The sequence below is a fragment of the Pedobacter sp. Leaf170 genome (assembly GCF_920984665.1).
Classification (GTDB): domain Bacteria; phylum Bacteroidota; class Bacteroidia; order Sphingobacteriales; family Sphingobacteriaceae; genus Pedobacter.
The window spans coordinates 876,065-898,904 of record NZ_CAKLBP010000001.1; the positions used below are offsets into that span (position 1 = coordinate 876,065).

General features: G+C 41.6%; 16 protein-coding genes. 4 read left to right on the top strand and 12 right to left on the bottom strand.

Features of this window, described 5'->3' with window-relative positions:
* Positions 1–129: 129 nt before the first annotated feature.
* On the top strand, positions 130–525 hold the full coding sequence (locus LUA90_RS04060; protein ID WP_231490307.1) for a hypothetical protein: 396 nt from the start codon (positions 130–132) through the stop codon (positions 523–525).
* A gap of 38 nt (positions 526–563) precedes the next feature.
* Here the strand turns inward: LUA90_RS04060 and LUA90_RS04065 are convergent, their stop codons facing one another.
* Positions 564–941, bottom strand: coding sequence for a hypothetical protein (locus LUA90_RS04065; protein ID WP_231490309.1), 378 nt, complete (start codon positions 939–941; stop codon positions 564–566).
* 249 nt (positions 942–1,190) lie between these two features.
* On the opposite strand from LUA90_RS04065, the gene LUA90_RS04070 reads away from it, so the two are divergent.
* Both LUA90_RS04070 and LUA90_RS04075 read left to right on the top strand, forming a co-directional pair.
* Positions 1,191–2,519: a hypothetical protein gene (locus LUA90_RS04070; RefSeq protein WP_231490311.1), complete on the top strand. Its 1,329-nt coding sequence runs from the start codon at positions 1,191–1,193 to the stop codon at positions 2,517–2,519.
* A 15-nt stretch (positions 2,520–2,534) separates the two neighbouring features.
* Positions 2,535–3,455 carry a hypothetical protein gene (locus LUA90_RS04075; RefSeq protein WP_231490312.1) on the top strand — a complete coding sequence of 307 codons (921 nt, stop codon included), beginning with the start codon at positions 2,535–2,537 and terminating at the stop codon, positions 3,453–3,455.
* A gap of 174 nt (positions 3,456–3,629) precedes the next feature.
* On the opposite strand, the gene LUA90_RS04080 is transcribed toward LUA90_RS04075, so the two are convergent.
* The 9 genes from LUA90_RS04080 to dndC form a co-directional block, all read right to left on the bottom strand.
* Positions 3,630–4,814, bottom strand: a complete 1,185-nt coding sequence (locus tag LUA90_RS04080) for a DGQHR domain-containing protein (RefSeq protein WP_231490314.1) — start codon at positions 4,812–4,814, stop codon at positions 3,630–3,632.
* On the bottom strand, positions 4,811–5,341 hold the full coding sequence (locus LUA90_RS04085; protein ID WP_231490316.1) for a hypothetical protein: 531 nt from the start codon (positions 5,339–5,341) through the stop codon (positions 4,811–4,813). The genes LUA90_RS04080 and LUA90_RS04085 overlap by 4 nt, the downstream gene beginning before the upstream one ends.
* A 30-nt stretch (positions 5,342–5,371) precedes the next feature.
* Complete coding sequence (locus LUA90_RS04090) at positions 5,372–10,603, bottom strand: helicase HerA domain-containing protein (protein ID WP_231490318.1); 5,232 nt, start codon at positions 10,601–10,603, stop codon at positions 5,372–5,374.
* Positions 10,551–12,026: a DNA phosphorothioation-dependent restriction protein DptG gene (gene dptG / locus LUA90_RS04095; protein ID WP_231490319.1), complete on the bottom strand. Its 1,476-nt coding sequence runs from the start codon at positions 12,024–12,026 to the stop codon at positions 10,551–10,553. The genes LUA90_RS04090 and dptG overlap by 53 nt, the downstream gene beginning before the upstream one ends.
* The gene (dptF, locus tag LUA90_RS04100) at positions 12,023–13,789 is read right to left on the bottom strand and encodes a DNA phosphorothioation-dependent restriction protein DptF (RefSeq protein ID WP_231490321.1); all 1,767 of its coding nucleotides are present in this window, start codon (positions 13,787–13,789) and stop codon (positions 12,023–12,025) included. The genes dptG and dptF overlap by 4 nt, the downstream gene beginning before the upstream one ends.
* 18 nt (positions 13,790–13,807) lie before the next feature.
* Positions 13,808–14,065, bottom strand: coding sequence for a helix-turn-helix domain-containing protein (locus LUA90_RS04105; RefSeq protein ID WP_231490323.1), 258 nt, complete (start codon positions 14,063–14,065; stop codon positions 13,808–13,810).
* A gap of 135 nt (positions 14,066–14,200) precedes the next feature.
* On the bottom strand, positions 14,201–14,599 hold the full coding sequence (locus LUA90_RS04110; RefSeq protein ID WP_231490325.1) for a DndE family protein: 399 nt from the start codon (positions 14,597–14,599) through the stop codon (positions 14,201–14,203).
* Positions 14,592–16,733 carry an AAA family ATPase gene (locus tag LUA90_RS04115; protein ID WP_231490327.1) on the bottom strand — a complete coding sequence of 714 codons (2,142 nt, stop codon included), beginning with the start codon at positions 16,731–16,733 and terminating at the stop codon, positions 14,592–14,594. The genes LUA90_RS04110 and LUA90_RS04115 overlap by 8 nt, the downstream gene beginning before the upstream one ends.
* A gap of 2 nt (positions 16,734–16,735) precedes the next feature.
* The gene (gene dndC, locus LUA90_RS04120; RefSeq protein ID WP_231490329.1) at positions 16,736–18,043 is read right to left on the bottom strand and encodes a DNA phosphorothioation system sulfurtransferase DndC; all 1,308 of its coding nucleotides are present in this window, start codon (positions 18,041–18,043) and stop codon (positions 16,736–16,738) included.
* A 272-nt stretch (positions 18,044–18,315) separates the two neighbouring features.
* On the opposite strand from dndC, the gene LUA90_RS04125 reads away from it, so the two are divergent.
* A complete protein-coding gene (locus LUA90_RS04125; RefSeq protein ID WP_231490331.1) occupies positions 18,316–19,404 on the top strand; it encodes an HNH endonuclease domain-containing protein in 1,089 nt (362 codons plus the stop codon).
* Between the two features lie 3 nt (positions 19,405–19,407).
* Here the strand turns inward: LUA90_RS04125 and LUA90_RS04130 are convergent, their stop codons facing one another.
* Both LUA90_RS04130 and LUA90_RS04135 read right to left on the bottom strand, forming a co-directional pair.
* On the bottom strand, positions 19,408–21,399 hold the full coding sequence (locus LUA90_RS04130; protein ID WP_231490333.1) for a DUF262 domain-containing protein: 1,992 nt from the start codon (positions 21,397–21,399) through the stop codon (positions 19,408–19,410).
* Positions 21,375–22,793, bottom strand: a complete 1,419-nt coding sequence (locus tag LUA90_RS04135; protein ID WP_231490334.1) for a DUF262 domain-containing protein — start codon at positions 22,791–22,793, stop codon at positions 21,375–21,377. Before LUA90_RS04135 ends, LUA90_RS04130 begins: the two co-directional genes overlap by 25 nt.
* Positions 22,794–22,840 lie beyond the last annotated feature (47 nt).

Consider the following 22,840-nt stretch of genomic DNA (forward strand, 5'->3'; position numbering starts at 1 on the left):
ATTAAACAAATACAAATTTCGACACAATGTTCAAGTATATACTAAAAAAACGTAAATTGTTATTTAATTAACGCTCTTCCCTGGTGTTTTCTTTTTAATCTTATTGCTATAAACGAAACTTTATTAGAAATGAATATAACATGGCGCCTCGCGAAAGAACTGATCTTGTCCGAAGTTAAGCAGAATGACTTTCTTGCACCGACATCAAAATATGGGAGAAAGATTGTCTTAGTTCCCCCTTCTACCAGCAACTCTAGACGATTTATGGGGATGGAAAGTTATAATGTACAAATTGGCAAAAATAAATTTATTGATGTACCAATCTCTATGATAGAAAACTTGTTTAATGCTAGTCTTAAGAATAATAATGAATACACAAGTTACATTTTTCATGCCATCTATCCAGGTTTAGCTGGTCCTAAAGGTACTCCTTGCTACATTAGCACAGTTGGCCAGATTTTTGAAAAAGCTGGATTAGTAATAAAAATAGGCGTAAATAAATATTGGTTTAAAACCTTTCTATAGTTTGATCGTATCCTGCAAGATGCCAAAAAGTAAACGAGTCAACCATATTTAAAAAAAATTTGACTTTTTGTTTTGTCTGGAGCTTCTTCGAGAGCTGTATTTGTAACCGCATTTTTTAGAGCGATTATTTTCTCCTGCTCGCTTGTCCTTCTTGCAATGCTTGTGGCTTGCGTTATTGTGTCAACGAATTGTTCATTTTGAGATAGACTTTTGAAGTCGACTTGATTATTTTGTTCTAATAACTTTAGTTTCTCAGCAACGTCATTCATCCATTCTTGTCGTCTCTTGTCAAGGGGGGGTACAACTAAACCGAAAAGTTCTGTTGCAGCAGAACCAAGTATAGGGATCCTGCCAAGTCCAGCTTTAACAACCGCATGTGCGATGTCTTCCTTCGTGCTTTTATTTATGTCGCTCATAGTTTGATTATATTATGCATAACGTTTGTGGTTTGCGAATTCTAAATTTAATTTTTTTATTATTTCTTAAACGGACTATTGGGATTTTTGAGCGATAGAATAATAGTTAATTGAATCTGAGAAGTGAATTAATCCAATCTTGTTTCAACCTAATTTCGATTTTGCAAAAATACCTACATTTAAGTATTTGAAATTCAGTATATAAACAATTATTTTTACATAAACATCTCATCTAAATTATCAAAAACTATGCTCCAAAAACTTTTCCATAAAGCATTGTTAATAGGAATATCTGTAGTAATTGGTTCAATGTTGAACCAGGCCGCATTTGCGCAAAACCAGACCGACACAATACAAAACACGTTGGATACCCTGGCCTCGCTGAATCAAGGCGGATTAGTACGAGATTGTGATTCCAGGATAACTATGTATCTTGCCCCAGGAAATCCTCAGACTAATCGGCAGGTTATTTTAGCGAATACTCGTAAATTTGACTTAACTGAGAAGTATCTCGCCAAGGATTGGAATACCATTACTCAAGGTGATCAGTTCTCCTGCACAGCCTTTTCTGTCAGTTTTGCGATAACGATACAGAGAAATATCGATAATTTTTTTCTCAAAAAGCAGGAACCACTAGTACAATTCAACCCATTTTTCGTTTTCAATATCTCCAAAAGTAAATATGCCGACCCATTCAAGAGCAATTGTAAATTCGGCATCAGTTATATTGATGCTTTTCTCACTGTGCGTGATCGTGGAATTCCTTTAATGTCTAAGAATACAGTTCGCAACAATTGCTCTGATATGCCAACATACAAGATGCTCTCAGAAGCCGGAAAAAATAAAATCCAAATATTCCAGCGGCCTTTTTGTACAAAGGATAATTTTAAGGCCATACTGATTGATACGCCATTTCATCCCATTTGTATTAGTGTTTTTCTAAATAGTGAGTATGATGCAGCAATGGATTTTAATAGTGGGAAATGGACGAAAAAAGGCAATCCAGTATCTAACAGGATGCATGCCATGCTCGTTGTAGGCTATAACGACGAGCGGAATGCTTTCAAGGTGATGGATTGGCAAGGTTCAGAAAAAGGAGATAATGGTTTTTTATGGATGGACTATGCTCTCATCGAAGACCCCCGGATAGTTTTCGATGCCTTCATTTGTTCTCATGGCTCGGAGTATCTCGATCCTTTGGTTGGTGCTAGGGCAGGATCTGTAATGGACGAATCTTATGAAAAACCGAGTGCATTAGAAAACGAACTACTTAACAGCCAGTTCGTAAATGACAAGATTTCATTTTGGATAAAATCCGGTTACCAAACAATGAAAGACCAATTTAGGATTGATTGCAACTATGTAAGTGGAAAACAGGGCCGGGCAACATTTAGAATTTCCAATCGATACACCGCTGAAATCATAAAAGATGACATCCTACTTTCTGAAGGGAAAGCCTTTGCCTTTACATATAAAAATATCGACTATAAATTCCGTCTACTTGAAGTTGACTATCGAGGGAAAAACATATTAAAACAAGCCGCCATTATTCAATTTGACCGGAAAAAACATATATAACCAAATTTAAATAATATGAAAAAAAATCTAGTTTTAATTTGTTCACTCGCACTAAGCTCACTAATTAGCTGCAAACAGGAAATTAAGTATGAATTTGTTGATGTGAACAGCGATTCGCTCAACGTGGTCAAAGACAAACTCTATGATCTGAATAACGTTTCCACTGGAGGTCCGTTCGCTATATCAGGTGCTGCCAATTCTCAAAAAAACACTTGGATGGCGATGTTGAAAGGATGTTACGAATCGGATAATTTAAATAAGAAACTTATCAATAACGACTTGCTATACCTAGGTCCATCTAGTAATATGTATCTTGGAACTATTATCGATAAGCGAATCGTTAACAACAGCTTTAACGTTAAGACCGAACTTAAATATCTGATTCCAAAAAGCGATTTTTCAGAATTTGCCGTAGAAGGTGAGAGCGTAAACAATTGTGATCTAACTAAAATTAAGACTGTAGACTTTTCTCTTGATGCAGTGCTCTCGGGAATCATTGCCCAGGGTATGCCAGACAGTCTGGGAGCGAAAATCAACAGCTATGACTCTTTGACAGTGACCAGTGGAAAATGGCAGATTGATTACATTAGGGAATCTGATTTTATTCGATATTTAACCAAGAACTCAAATAACCCAGATATCAAATATTACGCTGATCTTGTCTTCAATAAAAAGCTAAGGATTGTGACTAAAGTAGTCAAGGTAAGTGGTTTCCAGGCTGACGCTCTATACAAAAGTGGCGTCAGTGCTGGATTGAGTGCATCCTTAAAAGTACCGATAACAGTTAGCGTCGCTAATAATGCACAAGATTCTGAAAAGGATAATGACTTTTCGGCTAAGGTTACTTTTAAGCAAAAAAATCAGAAAGAAATCCACATTTCTACGACCAATTCCTTTTATGTATTTGGGATGATCAGAGAAGGAAAACAGCTGTAAGGCGAGCTAGCCCTGGTTGGAAAGTTTTTTATGGAATAAACAAGACTATAGCCTGCTCAATTTTACTTGGGTAGGCTTTGCTTATGTTAGATCGAATCAAAGTGTCATTTTATTTTTTTATTGAGCACCTCTCTTAATTTAAAAACGATATTTTAGCTACCTTATACTATAATATTACTCAGCAACCAGTTGGTTATAAATCTGATTAATTCCTTTACTACTCAATTGTATGTCTTTTAAATTAATATGGGATTTAACCGAAATTTGATCTTCGAAGAAAGATTGAGTAAGATCACCCTGTTCTATTCCGATTTGACTTAAATATGCTAGATATTTAAATAAGGCATTCATACCCACTGTTTTTTTGAGAACGCTATTTTCATCATTCCATTCCTCAGGAAAAGTTTTTGCAACTGCGGTAAAAAAACTGACAATTATTTTGAAAAGAAGCTCATATTCCTTGTTCAGGAAAAATATCCTCAGAGGTGCTTTTTTCTTGGTTAAAGTGGGTATGCTGTCTAGTTTTTGTTCTTTTAGTACATCCTGTTTGTCTTTTTCTGCCTGATTGATTGCACCACAAATCAATGCGATGATATTCTGGGCGACTGTACTTTGAGTTATTACCCCTTTGTAAAAATCATTAGCTTTACCCAAAATTTTTATGTTTTCTTTCAAGGGGCTTACTACGCTTTCGTTTAACATTTTCACTAAATCATTGGCTACTTTATATGGCGTAGGTTTTTCTGTGATTCCAAAAAGATCATAAACCAAACTTGGACTTACTCTTGTTTGTTTTCCGTTTATCACTGCAAAAACTTCAGCTTGTCTCTCCAAAGTTTGATTCATAAATATAGTTACCGGCAAATCAAATACCATTACACTGCCAAAATTTTCGAAAGCGGCCAACCTATGTTGACCATCAATAATTTGTGCTATTCCGTTTCGAATTGGAAAGGATAAAATGTAGGCCTCTACATTAATTGGCTGCACAAGTTGCGCTAAAGGCTCGTTATGGTAGTTCTCTAACTTGGTTAATCCCATAACATCAATACTTAAGGGTATGAGATCTAAAAACTCTGACGGAAAATTAATAATAATAGAACTCGGGAAAGTTGCGTACGGACTTTTTATGTAGTCCATTATATCCTTCTTCCGCTGATCGGTCACTTGCCTTTGTATGCCACGATATTCTTCCACTCCATTTTCATCTTTTGCGATTAGCATACGGGGATTGCTAATGGCAATTTCTTGGAGCACAGACCATCCCATACTGCAGACAAAAAAGTCGCCAATTGGCTGGCTAACGAGTGAACCGACTACAAATCCAAATTTTTCTCCGTTAATTATCTCTATTCTCATACCTTAATCTTTGATTTACTATTTGACTCACCTACAATCTTTTGCTCTGTGTCTTTTAATCTAGACTGCTCCTTATATTTTTGAAAGTCAGGATAATCATCGAAACTCAGCATTAACGAAAATATGGAAGTAAACAGTAGAACCACTAACGAGACACCGGCAATGACCCAGATAAAAAGTTGTGTCCTGGGGCTCGTCTTCTGACACTCCATAAAAAGATATATCAGTGCAAAATAGATGAGCACCGCAATAACATTATATAATTTATGTTTATTTTTTTCATCTACTGTTTTAAAATCATGCGTTTTCCCGAAATAGGTGCAAATTATTCCTATGCAAAGTGAAATCATGCTACCATCACCGAAATAATTCAGTTGGTCTTTAAATGGCCTGTTAAGCATTTCAACTGATAATATGATATAAGGAAAAGTTGGCAAAACGAAAAGAATCAGGATACTGGTTAAAAGCTCGTACCGTTTCTTGACCCAAAGATAGGCTAAGAATTCAGGTGTCTCTGATAAACTCATTTCAAACATATGCTAACCATTTATTTTTACTTAATTTATAGAATCTTTTTGCTCTTCTAGAAGCTTCCAGAAAGCCAAATCTTCAATAACTAGCGGAAGCGATCCACCTAAAGTCACTAGGCTTTGGTGTTTTTGAAGATTTTTGATAGTCTGTATAAGCTTTTCCTTTTTATCCTTTTCCTCCACAGAGAATAGAGAGTCGATATCCTTTATCTTTACATCGGCCACCCTATGGATGATCCAGGTCAGGATATATTGATCGTATTCATTCTCGCTGGTAGAGAAGTGGTTTAAAAACTGTGTGGAGAGAATTGTGCCCACACCAAATTCCCTACCTTCTTTCAATATCTTGCGCAGAGACAAAAAGTTTTTGCTCAAAAAGTTATCGGCCTCATCGACCAGGATCATTTTGGAAAGTTGCCTGTAATTGCCGTCAATTTTGCTGTGCCCATGCTTTTGCATCTGAGAATAAAAAGCATCTAGCGTGATGGCAACCACCAGGTTCTGTATATCGGCGCCATATGGAGTAAGCTTAATGACTGTCACCCCGTCGATCAGATCATAAAGTGATTTGGTTTTGCTACCATCTGGCTGGAAGATCTCAAAATCATGCAACTGCTTCAACGCGGCATGTAAGCTGTCAATTGCGGCCTTATCATCGTTGAGATACAGTTCACACACGTCCGAGATGGTCGGAGGCGTATTGGTCCAGCTTTCCGGCAAATTCTTATAGATCCCTTTCTCGGCATATGCCGCCATGATGGTTTCCTTTAAAAATGCCTTTTGCTTGTTTCCCAAATTGAACGCATTGGAAATGGTCTCCTGCAGCGTAGATGCAACGTGCAATGGCAGTAAGGGCATAGAATTTTCATCCACGTCGATCGCAAGAGGGTTGTAAGGTAGGTTGTGCAATTGATAGACCTTTGCCCCGCTGGCTTCAATAAATTCTTTGTCCAGGTAATCGCCCTTGTAGTCAAAAATTAATATACCTATTTTCTTCGCACCAACGTTGTCTACGCCGGCACGGCTTAACTGAGTAACTAGCGATTTGTTGAACTGTGTCTTACCTGTTCCCATTGTACCGATGATACCAGTATTGGTGTGCATTGTTCTCGAAGTATCATTAGGATACCAAACTAGAGGATAGCCATCTGCGAGGCGTGATCCCAGTTGGATTTTGATTGCTGGTTGTTCCACCGATGTTACGGGTACAGAAACGACCGGTAATGTCTCCACAGGAAGAACGGGGTCGACTTCTTGGTTCCCTAATGGCTGCTTTACAGCAACATCTTCATCCTCCCTACCTGGAGGCCAGTGATTGAGCTGATTGATCAAGAAGTCTGAGGCATTCATTGGGTTGGGCTCTTCTAGCGCAGTATATTTTATAGCGGAAACACCCCTCACCAGATTATGGTAAGCGTCCTTCTCATATAACTTGATCACGGTTCCGTCCTGTTCCCTCTTGTAGGAAATGTCATCGAGTGCCTTTGTGAAGGCAATTACGCCATATTCACCAATATACTCCTTTAACGAATCACTAATATCGAATTCATCGTTCATGAGCTGATGGCGGAACGTGTCGGTAACCAGTCCCCAGTCCTTCTCATTCCAGATATTGTAAAGGGCCATTTTGCCGGCATTGATTAAGGCGAGTTTGGCAAAGAACAGCCGGTAGAATTTTGCCTCAAATTTATCGGTGACACTTAAACGGTCGTAAATTAGCTTTCTGGTCTTACTGGCCTGTTGATGCGCTTTGTTTAGGGTATCACCGGTATTCACTCCTATTTTTACTTCAATTGGAAAAAACTCCATTTTGAGTCTACCCTGGACCTGGTAAAGTCCAATTAATAACAAATCATCGGAATGCTCATTTTTAGCTCCCAAGTTCTTTGCCGAAAACAAGCCTTCTTTCTGGCTTAGTCCAGCTCCGCCGGAAATACGCAATATTTCCTCCAGCGAAATCGGGATCCAGGTAATTTCCGGATGGTCGAAATAGGCTAGTGATACTTTTAAGGCTGCCGGGATGCTCAGTTTTTCCTTGCGAGTGGTGTCATCCTTTTTTCCGATCATCTTAATTAACCATTGGCCATTGATTCCATTGAAGAGGTCTATGATGCCACGGATTTCTTCCTTACCATAGTTGACCTCCTGCTTATCGAGAATGTTGCCGATTAGACTGGAATACTGATTTGCCTTATTGCTGACAGTTATAGCATCAAAGCCACTAGCATTACTATATTGATCGCTATAGTGCACCATGATTAGATCGCTATCATCCTTGAAAAACGTCAGGTCAAACTGCGGATCCACGAAAACCACCCACTGGGAATGATCATATAGTTTATGCAGATTGGCCTTAATAGCAGTATCCAATGTGGTACATACCACTTCCTGTGCCTTAAAAAGTGATTTTGAAAAAGCTACCCGGGCTAGCGCGTTATAGGAAAGAACCGTTTCGGCTAGCCTGCTCTCGGTATCCGCCGAGCGGGTACCGAAACCCGTTACAAAGGTGTGATCATGGTAGAACGAGGGTAAGTCGTTAATGAGCCCGTTCAGTGACAAACCTGTTGGTATCTTCGCATGTTCCCGGTCGGTCAGTTCAGTTCCCGTTTTATCAAATTGATAAAAAGTAAGATGACCATACTGTGGCTCCTCGCCATCTTTGAGTGCGAAGTATTTCACTTTTTTTCGAAATTCGTTGATCAGCTCTTCGATATCAATTCGCTGGCTATTGGTCGACAGCTCGAAAGAGCCCATGATATCTTCTTTTTGGATCAGATGCGACATCCGCTCAAACGTGGTGACGAACTTTTCTGAGCCATGGAGGAACAGGGTGATCGGGCGCAGATCAAAGATCGATTCACCGCCCAAGATAGATTCTTTATAAAAATCGAAAATACCCTGTAGCACATGTAGGCACTCTCCCATATTATAGACATTGATACGCAACGGGGCACGCTTATCGAAATTGAATAGAAATGAAAAGTTCTTAACAAACTCTCCTATTTTCTCACTTACCAGATCGCGGATGAATTCCCGGCCGGAAAACTGCTTGAACTGAAGGTCACTACTGTAAAACTGCCATTCCGGAGAATGCATATTTTCCTTACTGGCATAAAGCATTCGCTCAGTTTCACCTGGATTGGTCCAATAGAGATAAGGTACTAGGTTCAAAGGAGTGAGCTTTTTTAACATCGCATCGTAAAGGCTATCGGTTCCAACCGATTGATATACCTCTAGCTGATAGGCAACCATTACCGGATGCAGCGGACTGAACTTAATTACTTGGGAGCTGGAATACTCGTACACCGCACCGAGCTTGATGAGTTCTGACTTTGAAAGCTCGGAAAGCATGTTCCCCACTCCTATGCTATTAACCTGCTGGGTAAAAAGGTCTACGTAAGCGCGGCCGAGATCTCTGCCTTTTTCATCCAAATAAACCAGACTGGGCAGCCCCCCATTACTGTTAATATACTCATAATATGCCTGATACGCCAAAAGCAGCTGTTCATCCAGCTCCAACTGCATTGGTATGAGCAAGTCTGTTTCCGACTGCTGCCAACAGTGTGCAATTTTGCTCATTATCTGGAGCTCAAGCTTTAAAGATTTCTTATACTCTGTAGAAGGGCTCCGTTCCTCTTGTTCGGGGCTAATGATCTTAAGTACATCTGTTGCTACATTATAACTGTACCGAAAGCTTTTCTCGCCTGTACGCTTATCTTGCCATACTTTCCATCCCTTGATCGGGTCTAGGCTAACAATAACCTGCTTGATGGTACAGCTAAATTCCTGGTGGCGATATAACAGCTTAAAATCAATGGTATCATCCTCCGAGCCAGCAAATGATAAGCGTCTATTTTCACCGTCGACAACCTCACATGCAGCATTTGCTTCCAGCACTTCTGTTTCAATATTTTCATCAGTCCCCCCTATTTGTAGCACGCCATTGTCTTCACTCAATTCGAGTCTTCCGTTGGTTCCGATGGCATACCTGGTAAAATACTGGCTTAAAAATTGGTCATTCCCATCCACCGACCATACCCTAAAACGGAATTTAGCAGATTTAACTAAATGATCTGTATAGGTAAAGGTGAGAAAATGTTCATTGTAGAATGGTTTCCTGACGGTAAGTCTGATTACTTTGCCAACTTTTTGTACCGATATTCGGTCTGCAGCATCTACAGGCACGCTCAATTCTCCTTTCAGCGAAGCGCCGAAGATGAGATCCTGAACATACGGATATTCCTGTGTGGTATTGAATAGTAAAAGATGATGAAGTCTTTTGTTTCTTTCGTCGACGATGCCCCAAGGCTGTATATGTTCTTCATGATTATTTTTATCCAGTCCGATAAAGTCGACCGGAGTTCCCTTGGTTTCCTCTATAAAGAATTTTTTAAGATCTTCATAATCGATAAGCTTCCAGCTGTCATCCTGTATGTGTTCTTCTATTCTCCTGATACCTTCAGGCTTAAGAATTTTCTTTAGATCGGTATCGATGTTGCCGTAATTAACGGCGAATTCAATACTCTCGAAATACTGTTTGTTTTTAAAAACTTTGGCCCGAATGGAATCCTCGTCATGAACGGAGGATAAGTGCGCATGAGGAAACAACCCAAGCAATTGCCAATCCATGAGTGAAAAATTTCCGGACTGTAGAATTGCGATGATGTTACTAAAATCGAAAATATTGAGCTCGTCCGAACGGAATTCCTTCAACTTGGACTGGTAGGCATCAAGTAGAATAATCTTTTTATCAGTCATCCCAGCGAAGGCTGCGCTTACCCGATCTGGATAGGTGTCCGAAAACCGTTTAAAAGCCAATGGCATATCTGACTTGGTAAGGTCACTGCAGCCTTCGGTCAGACTATCGAGCTGGCCGGTCATGAACATAACCAGTGCAGTCCCCTTAAAGTCATCCTGTTGGCCAGCAACCAAGTTTCTGATCAATGTCAGAAAATTTGGCGTGGCTGCAATGGTCGTGGCGATCAAGAGCTTAGCTTGTGGAAAATTGATCAGTTTAGCAAAGTAGGGCTGCGCTTCCTCGCTGGCCACAAACTCAAATTCTTCGCTCTGATCTTCCTTAAGCAGCAAAAGCTGGTTGACCATCGCAGAGAGTTCAGCTTCATCTTCCAGGTGAACATAATAACGCTCACCGGCTACCAATGGCTGGATATTGGAAAAGAATTCAACGATGGCCTCAGCCGTATAATTATAAAATTTGTCTAATGTATTGGGCATCTCCGCTATCACTTTTTTTCTCAATTACGTTAATTTTCTCATAGATATCGATCATTGCCTTTTTGGTCGAATCATCAAAGTATATCCCTCGGTTCTGGAAGGCCTGCATGAGCTCATTCAGCCGGATCTTTGGCCGGTTTCCAATACAAATACGGGTCATAAAAATGAGCATTTCCTGAGTGAGATTGAACACATATCCATTCCGGCCCCGGTTCTTTAAAAAGTTCTGTTTGCAGAAAAAGACAAACCAGCTCGCGAAGGACTTTCGTTTGGACTTTCTGGTCGAATGCTCGAACTGAAATTCGATTGTCTGAAAGAATTCACGGATTTTCTTTTCAAAATGACCATATCTTGCGGATTTTGCGATGCGCTCCTTTTCTGGAAGAAAATCCGCCCAGCTCTTTGTCTCCGGTCCTACTGCATTCTGGTAAAAAGCGATCAACCTATCCATATCAGCGAGCACGACTTCTTTTTCATCTTCTTCAAAGCCTTCGATGAGTTCCATCAGTTCGGTGTAGTTGTAGCCCTGTTCGCCTCCAAGTTCCATGCGGTTCAGGATATCCAATGCGACCGAATGGGACATCAGGTTGGCAATCTTTGGTTCAACAAACCGCCATCCCTGCTTCACGGTTTTTCTGTTTTCGGACACCGTTTCTGTCTCCAGGGTGAAGTAAAGCGGCTTGATGTCCCCATGGTCCTCAAAAAAGTTATTCAGTAAAAGGCCGAGCTGGCTAACGTAGAGAAAATAGTATAATTTGAAGAGCTTGTCGCTTTCTTTCAAAAAGCCCTGTTTATCGTAGGTATACAGGTAATGAAAGTCCTGTTCAAAAAGGGCAATAATTCCGGGTATCTGCCTGCGGTAATGTTCCTTTTGGTTTTGCGCCTGTTCCTTCTTGAACTTAATTGGAGTTAGTCCAGGAAGGGCGTTATTGATCAAGGTATGAAAAATATTTTCGTTGAACCCCTTTACCGAAGACCATTCTGCGACCACTTTAGGGCTAATGAAAATTTCATATATAAAATCTGCAATATTGATCAATCCAGGTATACGCTTTTTCCAAAAAAGATAGGCTTGTGCCACAGGGCTGAACTTGGCCAGTTCCTCGCCATTGAAAAACATGGAATCGATCATGGTCATGAAGCGGTCCTTGAGATCACTTTCCATTTTGACTTTTTTTAGCACCTGCTCGGTTACCCGATTTTTCAGGCTCACGCTGTAGCTCTCTTCAGGGAGATCTTCAGGAAGCGCCACCTTGGTCATCGCCCGATAGCAATGGCCGATAATACCGTCAAAGGTTGTAAAGTCCACCTTTTCCAGGCTACTGTTTTCGAGTTTGGTCGTATAGGGAAATAACCTATAAAAAGTAGCCGGATTGTGCTTGAGGGAGTATTCCTCGCCTTTTTTAGTTACATAACCCTTGAACGCTTTTTCTATGTCCCGGCTCATGACTTATTGGTTTTGGTAAAGGTAAATTCGTTATATTCATCATTGAATTCAAACACATAGTCAAGCGGCTTGCCAAAATTGATCTGGTCGACAAAAAGCGGCATTTCCTCGATAGCATGTAGTGTTACCTGTTCAACGAAGCGATCAAATCCAATGTAGGTGTAGCGGTCAACCTTGTTTGGGCGGTAACCTAGCGCGACGTTTTTTAGCACAACGAACAGGGAATAATCAATGGCAATCTCGAAAGGCTTTTCAGGCGGGTTGTCCTTGGTGCTGAATTTTAGCAACAGGTCTTGCCTGAATTCATGAATTTCCGCACGGGCAATCTTCTCACCATCCTCCGGCAAGATCCCCCTCAGGTCAAGGTGCTTGAATACGCGATAGGCTGAGTTTTTAACCTCACTGGGCACAATGATTTTTTTCTTGGCCTTCGTGCCTCCGTTCCAGGAATAGGTAGCTGATTTGATGAGTTCTATGATTCCGCGCAAACCATCTTTGTCATTATTGCTGTAGGCGTATAGGTAGGTAAGGTATTCCTGGAAATAATCATCCTTATAGCGAAGTTCCTGAGCATTGGCAAAAAACTCATAACGCAGGTAGGCTTTGGAAATAATTGTATCGTCTACTTTCTTATCGGCCTCAAAACCGCTCATCTTAGGAAAAATATCGGTATAGTTTTCCTGAAGCCATTTGAGTGAATCGACCTCGGTAAACATCAATACGATTCGGTCGTCCATTTTTTCGTAACGCCTAATTGCCGGATCCTGCAAACTCAGGTTGTGAAAAATCCTGGAAAGCCTGGGATTCTCAAATATATAATATGGCAGGGAAAAGGAAATTCGCTGCTCGACGTCCTTTTTTGCAATTTCGTATTCGTACTTCTTGGGATCGATCTGGCTCAACTGATAGGGAACGATAATATCATAGATGAAGTTGAGCAGTTGCCTGAAGGAGATGATCTGCTTTTCTTTGACGATACAGATCACGATCAACTGTGCGATAACTTCACGATAAATGGGCTGAAAGAGAAGCTGATAATTATGAAGCACCGGATCAAATGGTGCCCAGTTTTCTGCTGTCGCCGCTAGGTATCCCCTGAAAATCGGATTTGAATCATCCTGCTGTACGATCTTGGCCAGGAGCTGCGCGACAGGATCTGTAAGCGCCCCCGAGGCGCCCAAATTAAAAAAGTGGCGATTGGTGAAGTTTACATGCTTGAAATGTCTTTCCTGAGGCTGACCGCTGAGGGTCCCCACTAATTCAGGGTCAACGATACCATGACGCGCCACGTAGTTTTTAAGGTAGGAGAATTCTTCGCCCCATGCTTCTAAAAAATTATTAAGTGTCCCCAGATTGATGGCCAGAATAACTTTCTCCTGGGCATATTCAAGGTTTTTATCTGTAAATGGTGCTAAGATCCTTCTTAAACTATCGTTGCTGGTCTCATTGGGGCTGAAACTTTCGGTCGCATCATTATAGATCTTAAATGCAGCTAGAGCCGAACTGAGTTTCTTGGACTCCCTCATCTTTGCAAGCAGGTGGGATTTTCCATCGCCTACATTGCCACATACCATGATCAACACCGAACTCTGCTGCTCATATCCATGGGTAATGAGTGTCTGAAGTTCGGTCTCCACCGATCGTTTTATGTGCAGAAAATTCTTTAATTCATCATCAAGAGAAACATTGGCGTCGGCTACTGCTTCCTTGGAAGACTCCCGAAGTTTGCTGAGTTGTTGTATTAGGGGGTGTATCTTTAACATTGGAGCGTGTTGTTTAGTTTAGTCCTCAAATCCTTCAGCGAAAAAATCCTTTAGGCTTATCTCCAGATGCTGAAGTATTTTACTCAAGGTGAGAATTTTAAGGTTTTCCCCTACTTCATATTTGCCATACTGGGTCCGGGAAATCCCGCTGTCATTGGCAAAATGCTCGTAATTGGAATAGCCTTTTTCAAGGCGGAGTTTTTTAAACCTTGCCCCAATCTTGACCAGCAACTTCTGATCAGTAATAGTTAAGCTTCCCTTTTTATTTTCGGACATCAACAAATGTTGTAAAATTGGACTGCTTATAGTACCTGTTTAAAACGGCTTTTTCAGAAAGTTGAGCAAATTCCGGCCATAAAAAAAGGAGCTCACCTTTAGTGCGCTCCTTTAAATTAGGTAAGAATGACCTTTTTATAGACCGATTGGTACAAGACCTTGATCGATTCTGTTGGCAATGAACTCAAACCCGGTTGTATTGTGATTATTTTTGAATTCATTCGCCAATAGCTCCAGCCCATGGTCGAGGTGGAGTTTGATGTATCGCGAAATATCTCGGTCCGAGGCATAGATACCATAGTGGAGGCTGATAAGTGCGATATAAAAGTCGGTGTAGTCACCAAACAGCACTTTTTCACTATACTCCTTTCCACCGGCATCCGCGATATTTTTTATATCCAGCTTTGCACCTTCTGCAACCGAGTAGGCAAGCGCAATACGGGCAATAATGTTTTCACTACCTAAAGCTAACTTATTGGTGAGCAAGGTTACCACTTCTTTATTTGCCTTTGAGGTTTTGATGTTGCTAAACATGTTCTTCTTGTGATTTATAAGCATCAAATAAGTTTTCAGGAGACACCATATGAAAACCAGAGTTGTATTTATTGTTCTGCTTGATGAGATAGGCCTGTCCCACTTTATCAATCATCCACTGATATTCTTCCAGATTGAGTTCTTTTTCTAGTAATGGAAAAAGTACCACCTGGGCAGAAAGGTTGGGATAAAACTCACGGATAATATTTCTGGAGTGCGCCTTGTCGAACTTTTGTAACGGGGAATCAATGAATACAGGAAAGCTAATATTGGACTCATCCACTAATGCTTTCAATAGTGCGGTGGCATAAAGCTGTTGTTCACCTTTGGATAACAATTCCTTATCAATAAAACGACCTTGATTATCAAAAAGTTCAATATCGATCAAATCGCCTTCAATTACTACGTTTACTCTGGTAACAAAGTCTGCTTTGTGCATCAGGCTGTTCAGTTCGGTAAAGATATTTTTTTCCAGTGAGCTTTTCTTTTTGACTTTTAGACGCAAGATAAACTCGTCGAGTTTTTTAATTAGTCTTTCCGCAGTCACGTCTTTTTCGCGGTCCACGTCTTCAACTTCGACTTTTTTACTCAATTCAGAAATCTGTCTGGAAATGCTCTGAGATTCATTATCCATCTGGGACTTGGCAGCCTGTAAGTTTTCGCGTTCAGTTTCCAAGGCCTTGATTTCCTCGTCTATGCGTTCTTTGGATTTGCGCAGATCGGCAATTACAGGATCTTTCCCTTTGGACTCTGCATCGCTGAGTTTGCGGTTTACGGTATAGAACACAGATTGCAGCCTTTTTTGATCATTCATCAGCGTCCTAAAGGTCTTGCTGTATGAATTGCGGAGCTGCTCGAGAACGGTAAAAAAGCGCTGTTGCTGATCTGGGGCAAAATTTAAAAGCATGTCTACCTTGGTTTCTTCCTTTGGCAGCAAATTAATTTTGACCAAAGCTAGTAGCTGTTCGGTCAATTCCTGGTCCAGTTGCTTCAGACCTTTGCCGGATTTTATAGCCGCAGCAACCAGCTCATAGCGGCTCTCCAGGAGTGCAATGGCAGATGCGCTATTAGAATTTTCCAGCTCCAGCTGCGCTTTGACCTCCATCATTTTGGAGGCAAGCATGGCAAAGGGCGCAAGTTCTAAAAGGTCATTGAAACGACTACGTATTTTGACCAGGTCTGTAGAGAGGATATTTTTTTCCTCACGAAGTCTTTTGAGCTCATCTAAGGTAATCGCACTCCCTTCCCTGATCAACTGCTCCTGATAACGATCAGATCCTACTTTTTTAATATGCAGCGATTCTGCAATTTCTTCAAGACGATCGTTTTTCAAGCTTAACAGACGCTGGTTTTGCTCCAGTTTTTTGCTGAGTTTATCCAGGGTTGCACGGTCGCTTTTAACCGCTGACTTTTCACGGATACGGAAACGCATCTGTTCCAAACTGGCCTTGAGATCGGTGTATTTTTTGATACCCAATACTTCGGCATAGGCCTGAGATAGATAACGCTTTTCTTCTGCGGTATTGATTTCGGCAAGCGATACAATTTTTTCGGCATCGAAGAAAAAGAACTTGGCGATTTCCTTGGGTAAAATAAAGTCGTTGATGAAGATTTCAGGACCAGCTGTTTTGGTCAGTTCATTGGGCCTTCCGTCGATTAAAATCTCAATCTTTTCCTTATGATTGAGTATATTATAGGTCCGCTTGATTTCTAGATCCCGGCACTGAACCGAAGGGATCATGAGGTTACTGAAACGCAACGCTACACTAAAAGAAGTGACCTCGTCTATCTGTTGCTGCAATTGCTCGCGCTGGATCATATTTAATCCCTCCAGACCGGTTTCGAGCTCCTTCTTTTTTTCAATCGCCTCTGCATAGCTCAACCTGTTCATGAGTTTTTCGCAGTAGCGTTTATAGCCTCCTGATTCGGAAATATCCTGGCGGTAACGATCGTCGACATCTACCATCAGTTTGCCGTAAAGCCCCCAAACTAGCGAAGTTAGGAAAGAGGTTTTCCCAAAACCGTTATTACCGGCCACAATGGTGATGTTGGCGTCCTGATCGAGCGAAAAATTCAGGGTATTGCTCCCTTTATAGACCCTAAAGTTGGTCAGCTCTAATTGATTGATGAACATCCTTATTTCCTCATTTTTACGTAACGGTCAATGTGGTTCTCCAGATCATTCTGAAGTCCGTATTTGCTGACTAAGATATATTTGGAGCGCTGAACTTCCAACATCTCATTGATGAGTTCAAAATCTTCTTCGTCATGGAAGATTTCTCTCAAGATCTCTTTTTCAAAAAGATCCTGCACATCGAAATCCTTTGCTTCCAACGCGGTTCCGTAAACGGAGTTGTAGATATCGGCAACGCTGAAACGGAAAAGAGAATCACGGTGCCAGGTGACCTGAATGCCTACCAGTTCCTGGGCGTTGATTAGGACGAGTTCCGGTTCGCTGCGCTGAACTTCCTTCTGGGCCTCTAGGAGAATGCGGAGCATGTTAGCTCTTTCTTCCTCGATATAAGGGCCCCAGGTGTTTTCATCTTCGATGTAGCTGCCGCGTCGTTTGGTGTCTCTAAGTTCCCTTTTGTTGCGGTTTTCTTGCAACATGTCCCTGAAGTCGGCCAAAGGCTCCATCCATTCCTCGCCATTATCGATAAGCGCAGCCATGGACTTATCTTTCTTCACGACCGTACAAACCCAGCAGCCAAACCGACTATTACCACAGGAAGGTGTAGTGGTATCGATCACTAAAGGACAGTCTCCCCCACTAGCATTGCGGTAAAGCGTTACCAAATCGCGGTTGGTTCCTCCCCAACCAGGGTCGTTCTGTAACAGGTAGTGCCACACCTCATCAGTTTCCACGTCCTTTATCAACGCAAACACATAAGCGTTGGGCAATACGTGTTTACGAAGACGCTCTCCCTTGACTTCATATTTCTTAATGCTCTTGGCACGGTTTACGCTTTCAGCGCTCCGAGTACCGAGCAAAATGATCACTTCCCCGATCTGGGATATTTTATTCTTGATGAATTCTGTGGTAGGGTTAATCTTAAGTCTTTCGGTACACCAACGGAAGGTATTATTTGGTGCTGGATATCCTTTACCGATGAGATTGACCCAAAAGCTTTCTTCAAGTCTGGGGGTTGTTTCATGAACCGTTAAGGGAATACCTTGACGTACCGCCTCTGTCTGAATTTTTTCAAGGGTAACGTGAATAAACTTGGCAATCTTTGGATTCTCTACCAAAGTGTCATTACAAACTACGTGGATTTGACGGGTGCGGAGCATGGGTTCAATCTTGGCGACTGTCGACCAAACTAGCTGCAGGAGCATGGTTGAATCTTTCCCCCCACTGAACCCAATTATCCAGGGCCGGTTGTCATCATCGGCCATATACTGGTCGAAAACCTCGCTTTGTAAAAATTTTATATCTAGTGCCATAGGCTTAGCTGAAAAAGTATGCTGCAACCTTAATTTTTACATTCAAAATTTGGGTTCTGCAGAATGATACTAAAATAAAGGTATCAAACTAAAATGGATGCGTGAAACGGTTTTTATCCACAATTGAACAATTGTTCACAGGCGATTCTGTAGCTAAGGAAGTTAGCAAAAAATGTAAGTAAAATATTTACATTCGAATTAAAAATAGGAGACTTACCGCTTTATCTTTTTGTTTTTATACCTTCGGCAGGGATACGAAAATTTCAAGAATCATGCAGCCCAATCTTCCAAATGATGAACGTCTTGCAGTAGAGCTGCTCGCAGCTTGTTTTTCAGAAACGACTAACTCCTATAAATTTTATTGGTTAATGGCAATTCTGGAAGAGCTCAATCTGGGCCATAGACGAATTGCGCATGCTGATCTCGCGCTTCGAATGATTTCGCTTGCCTGGTATCCATTGGATTATTTCAAGCTTTCCTTCGGGAAGCGGGATGGTTTTGTGATCCATGCAAAAATGATATCAGCAAATGTAATAATCGACAAGCGGGTCAATGCGCCAAGCATTTACCACCAGATCATAAGCCATTCGGATGAAAAAACAAAACAAGTTTTATTGAAGGGGCTACTCGAGCTCACCCGTTGGGTCCCCTACCGATTTATACGGCCATTTTTTTCAGCACAGTTAATGGGCTTGGGCGACGGTCACGTTAATGCCCGGATCAAGAAACTAGCTGCTGAACGACCGGGCTTTGCACCTTATCAATTTGACAAGAAGCATATTGTGGTCGATGAGGCCTGGGCGGAATATTTACAACGCCACCAGTATATGCTTATAGGTTTCACGCAATGGCACTTGCTCCGATTCTTACAGCGAAACAATTCAAATGTGATTGGCCTGAGCGAAAAGCTCTCTGCTCCGGGAATCAGAAAACTAGCAAACGCTAAGGTCTTCTGGTCATCTTTCTTAAAAGGTCGGTTAATCAAATGTATTTACTGCGGTGATTTGCTGCAGGAGTCTAGAATAAGCTTGGATCATTTTATTCCTTGGTCATATATCGCCCACGATCGGATCTGGAATATTATCCCGACCACTTCCAAAATAAATTCTGCGAAAGGCAATGCCCTGCCAGAACTGAAGGATTATTTTGAACCTTACAGCAATATCCAGTTTAGCGCTTTTGACTACCAGCGTTCACAGAATAACCCAGAGTTGTTGGAAGATTATCACCAGCTCCTACAAACTGAAGCCTTAATGGAAGTCGATTATGCTTTTTTTAAAGAAAAACTCTTCCTCGAGGTCTCGACCCATCACCGAATTGCTTCGGCAATGGGTTTTTCCAAAAATTTTAGGGTAGCCTAATGTTCATCGATTTTCAAATTCATCATCCTCAATCGCTTCCAGAACAGCTATCTCCGCATGCATTGGGTGCTGATCTCCCAAATAGTGCAAATCGAGTAAAGCAATCATTTTATCCCGGTGGTCAATTATCCTCTGTTCGTTCCACTGCTCACCGGCCGGATAACTGGCGAAGATTTCATAAGACTTTAGGGAATCGAATTGCCGTTTTCCCTCAAATTCGGCCCTTTTTACATTGACCTGTTTTCTGCCGTATTCAGAATTCTGCCTTACGCTTAGTAGCACCAAGTTACCGAAGCTATCAAGATACTGCTTGTCCATTGGAAGGCGATCCTCGGGGCGCTGGGGAAAAGCATGCTCGATGGAATTTTTCGAGCTGATGCGGAACTTTTTGAAACGTTCATCATTTCTATCTTTAAAAACTTTCCATAACACGTACTCTGTTTTTTGGAACCAGTAGCGATAAAATCCAGTTCCCATAGGTCTTTTTAAGTAAGACGAGTCAAATTTTAATTCCCCGTCTAAAGAAGACAGGAGCAGAAAACTAACCTCCTTTCCGGTAAGGTTGGTTAAGGAAATTTGGTTATCAATTTTTTCCAGGATGGTCAGTACCTCAAAACTCGAGGGACCGGTCCGATCTTGCGGCAATTTGGCTAGATGGTGCAGCAAAGGGGTCAGCCAGTACTGACGCAAGTAATCTCCTGTAAAATAAAGAACGGACTGTAACATTTGCTGGGCAGACTTATCCATGATGTTCCGGGTGAAACTGTTTTTTTCATTTTTGCTTACCCGGCTGAGTTCCAAATATTCGTCTTTTGTATCCAGATCAGCGGTCCACTTGATCACGTACTTATCTAAAATGAACCTGATTTCCCAGAGCAGGGCAAAAAATTGCTTGATCTCTTCCTGCGGGGCTGCACAAAGCGCTTCAAAAATCTCAATCAGTTTTGAGGGGTGAAAAACCGGTGCAAAGTCACGCCGGTTTTGCCTGAATAAGTGGATCCGGTAAGTATGGATTAGCAGCTGACTGAAGGATATTACTGACCGACAAAAACCCAAAGTGTGCTGCTTTTCTTCCGCGCTGGCCACCGATATTTCCACCGTGTACTGTCCGTAAAATATAGCACTAATGGTCGTTTTCTCGACAGTTTGCTGAATGTCATCCTCACTGGAAAGTAGAAAGCGTTGAGGGTCAAAAGTTGCGAACTGCGACTTATGAATACCTGCCCAATTGGAATGGATGAAAATTTTTCGGACGTTGCGTTCAAAATAATCTCCCATATTCTCACAAGCCTCCCAAATCTTACTGTAGAGTACTTTTTGTGAGAGTTTGGAGAGGAGTTTGCTTTTCAAGATGTCGCTCTGTTCGAGCTGGATACCAGAACTGTTTATAGTAGCAAAGAGCTTGTTCAAGTCTACCTGGTCTGGGGCTATGTTTTCAACCATGATGAGTTGATCCAATAGAAAATTTCCAAAGGCGGGTAGATTTAGTCCGATACCCTGGAGCTCTTCAATTCTCGAGCGGATGGTTGACAGTCCAGCTGTAATATGTTCGAGATAGGGGCGCGATTTAAGGTCAGCCGAGGAGTACTTGATAGCAGCTTCCACTGGAAATTCGGCCAGTAACTCAAAATAGTCGCGTACCTCTTTTCTAATCTCGAAATCGATTCTTAGTGCCTTCCCTAATTTTAAAAACGCCCTAATGTCGCTTTGTATATCCATTCCGTGAAAGACCGCTGCAACCATCCACAGAGTTGTAAAACGCTGTTGCCCGTCAATGAGCTCATAGGTTTGTGCACGTTTTTCGGTAAGTACCGTTCCGATAAAATAGGGTGTACCCGGATCCTTTAAAAATGCTTCCTGTGCATCTGAGAGTAGTTTCTCGATCTGTTCGACCCCCCAGACATAGGGACGTTGGTAGGTTGGGATCAAAAAACTGCGCTCGCTAAGTGAACGAATGCTGATCAGTTGGCTCAGGAATTTATTTTGGTCTGCCATTTTATTGCTTTGATAAGAGTGCTGTCAAAATCTGTTGTCTTAATGGTATGTTTGTCGAATTGGTCAAAATATTGGCCTAGCATTAGAATGTACCTGCCTTTCACGTTGTTGGGACCGCAGTTTGCCTCGTTGAATTGGTAAGTTTGATTTTCGAGGAATTCAATGAGCTCATCTGCGCTGAAAGCATGCAAGATACGGTCTAAAATTTTGCTTTCACGGGCAAATCGGTAAACACCATCTTCACGAACGGTCCGTTCATTGGATACGCGCATGGCGTAAATGTATCGGAAGCACCACAGTGAAAAAGGGAAAAGGTCTTGATAACCAAACCGGCTGACAAAAACGACGATGACTAGCCTGAAAAGGTCTTGGAGAAATGCCGTTCCATTCTCTCCATTGATAATGATTTTGCTAAAATGGGTGAACCTGGCGTCGATGCGATGGTTTTCCATTCCGCTAAACAACTCCTGATAGAGTTTTAGATAGCCCTGGAGATAATTCATAAAGTTCCGCCCATCATAAAGGGGCTGGCGTACAGCTGCCAAGTTGCTTAAGTACCTCATTTGTTCTCCGTGCAAATTTTTGGTGATTTCGACGGTGAGGAATGATTTATCGGTTTCGTTATGCAGGGTGTTTTCAGTAAACTCCTCTACAACTTTTTCTTTTATCTGCACAGCATCCCGATACGAAGGAAACTCTCTCCTTTCTAGAAAATTCCAAAAACGTGCTTTAGCAAGCATCGAGATCATATGGGAAACTAAACCAATATCATGAGATTCCCACCTGGTGGCGCTGCTGTTCATTAATGTGGCTGGACGGATGGACCTGAGGTGGTGAGACTTGATGATATCCGCACCTGAAAGGCGCTTTCCACCGGTATTCTGTGTCTCAAAAAAAGTATAAGCCAAATCTTCACTGGTGGTGACGACTAGAGTGACGTTTATTTTTTCAAGATCAAAGCCCTTGACGGAAATCTGAGCAGCATCAATAAGCTTACGGAGCATGGAGATATTCTGTTGGATATTCAATATACTCACAGGTGATTCATATGCAATTCCATCAGAGACGGGATTGTCGGCAAATTGTTGCAGGATCAGCAAGCTAGTTATTCGTTGTTGACCATCGATAATATTGAGTTTATCGCCTTTTTGATGCAGGATTAAACTGCCTAAGTAGTAATCGGGCATATTTGGCTTTACCAATTGGGCATGCTCCTTCAAATCCTTTAACAAGCGGAGCATTTGTTTTTTGCCCCACACATATGGACGCTGGTATTCTGGAATTTGGAGCTGTCCGTATATACGGGTATCTCTTATTGGAATCGCTGTAGCCTGGAGCAGTTCTTTAACAGAACAGCTGGCCACCTCTAATCCGGGAAGTCGTTTTAGTGACATAAATGAGCGGCGTTATTTAAAAAATTATTGTTTTTGGGGTAGCCATC